2 protein-coding genes are annotated in these 1,723 nt (G+C 42.8%); both read right to left on the bottom strand.

From position 1 onward, the window contains the following. The coding region (locus tag ACE4RR_RS21400) for an ArdC-like ssDNA-binding domain-containing protein (RefSeq protein ID WP_375537447.1) at window positions 1-289 on the bottom strand (289 nt) is incomplete at its 3' end. Between the two features lie 769 nt (window positions 290-1,058). Beyond that, window positions 1,059-1,310, bottom strand: coding sequence for a hypothetical protein (locus tag ACE4RR_RS21395; protein ID WP_375537446.1), 252 nt, complete (start codon window positions 1,308-1,310; stop codon window positions 1,059-1,061). Between the last annotated feature and the right edge of the window lie 413 nt (window positions 1,311-1,723).

The raw sequence follows: 1,723 nt of genomic DNA, 5'->3' as shown, positions 1-1,723 counted from the left end.
GAATCTTATCTATCTCTCCTGACTTTTTATCTTCTTTTTCTAACCACTTCCAGAACACAACTAAGGAACTTTTTGATCCTTTCTTTACCTTTCCGCCAGCTTCCTGAATCTGTTTGAAAGTAGCATATTCCCCTTCAGGGAGAATCATCCTATTGATGCCCCTGTACGCTTGCTGTGTTTTCCAACGGACAGCCCCACCATTGATCCACGGCTGCCGCCATGGTATGACTCCTTCCTGCAACTGTTCCATGATTTTGTCTGTTATGATTTGATACACGCTTTTCCCCATCTTTTTTTCCTCCTTTGATTTTCGCTTTTTTGCCGTTGGCTTCCGAAACGAAAGGATGTCCCCAAAGGGGGATTATTTTTGCCCTTTGGCATGGAGAAACGAATAACACGCAGAGACAGCCCGTCAAGGTTTCCGCACAAAAAGTTTTTTGCATGGCGAAGCCGCTTTTGGCAAAAAAGTTTTTTGCCCTTGATGGGGTGGCTTGCCGTCTTGGCTTTCTAACAGGAAGGGGTAAGGGGCCCTACCTGCTGGAAGCCTAGTCGGCTTGCGTTGTTTTACGATTCGGAAGGCAAAGGGAAAAAGAATAAAAAAAATTCCTGGCTTAGCCAGGGATCTTCCCATTTTTCTTTTCTACTTTGATTTATGCTTTTTACGTTTTCGGTCATCGTTCGGTCGTTAAGAAATGGACAGGAACCTACGGAATGCAGGCGAAGGATGAGCCACACAGTCCGTGGTTATCGGACATTTCAGACCGAAGCGAGATGCCATAGGATGTTCGGCAGCGTATGTTGCTGCCTTATCTTCCTAGGAGCAGACCGTGATGGTGACCCCAAAGGCAAGTTTTCTTCTCTTTTCAAGGTTTGCTATTTCTTCTTTTTGTCTATGCTGGTCATAAAAAACAAAAGGAGAAAACACAAATGAAATGTCGAGTTTGTAAAGAACCTATAAAAACCAAACATCAGAAGAAAGCAAAAAATCGTTTTCATACCTGTACCATGTGCTGGCGCTTTGACCGCAAATTTGCCAATGATGCGAAACGATCGTTAGGTTAAAAAAATTCCACGTTTCCATTGACATGTCCAGGAAATACTTTGAACTTTTCGTTTTTGTTGTACCTGTCCTGCAGCACATTAATAAGATTAGGGCTATCTAAAGAGATTTTAATCATTAATGATAACAGCTCTGCTTGAGACATATCACAGCTGATCGCCAAAAGTTTGGATTTTTTATCTTGGTCATTCGTTAAACTGACAGACTTTCGAATGCATCTCTTCCCCCCAAGACCTCTCCCTGCTGCCAAAATAACCGCCCCCCAAAAAGTGTGAAACTACATCACTGCAACCCTGCTTCACTACATCATACGTGTGGGGGAGAGGGGACATGATATCTTTTTATGAAGAAAAATCATGGCATATCAATCCCTCTCTGTTATACTTCATCACCTTCTGTAACGAATACAATTTCTCAAGAAAATCATAATACACTTATTTTTAGGTTATTTTCGCCGTTAGAATGAATAGCCGAAAATCTCGAGGAAAAAAGAAGCCAGGATTCTTCTCCAGATTGTTTAAGGGCAACCTTAGACTATCGAGTAGGAGGGGGTGATTAACCCCCGACCTCTCACACCACCGAGCGTACGGATCCGTACTCGGCGGTTTCATGAAAATCCACGTGGTTATATCAACGACTTTAATCCCATACGTCGCCAGTATT

This window comes from Alteribacillus sp. HJP-4 (genome assembly GCF_042139015.1).
Taxonomy (GTDB): domain Bacteria; phylum Bacillota; class Bacilli; order Bacillales; family Marinococcaceae; genus JBHIKY01.
This window is presented reverse-complemented; position numbering and strand designations above follow the sequence as displayed.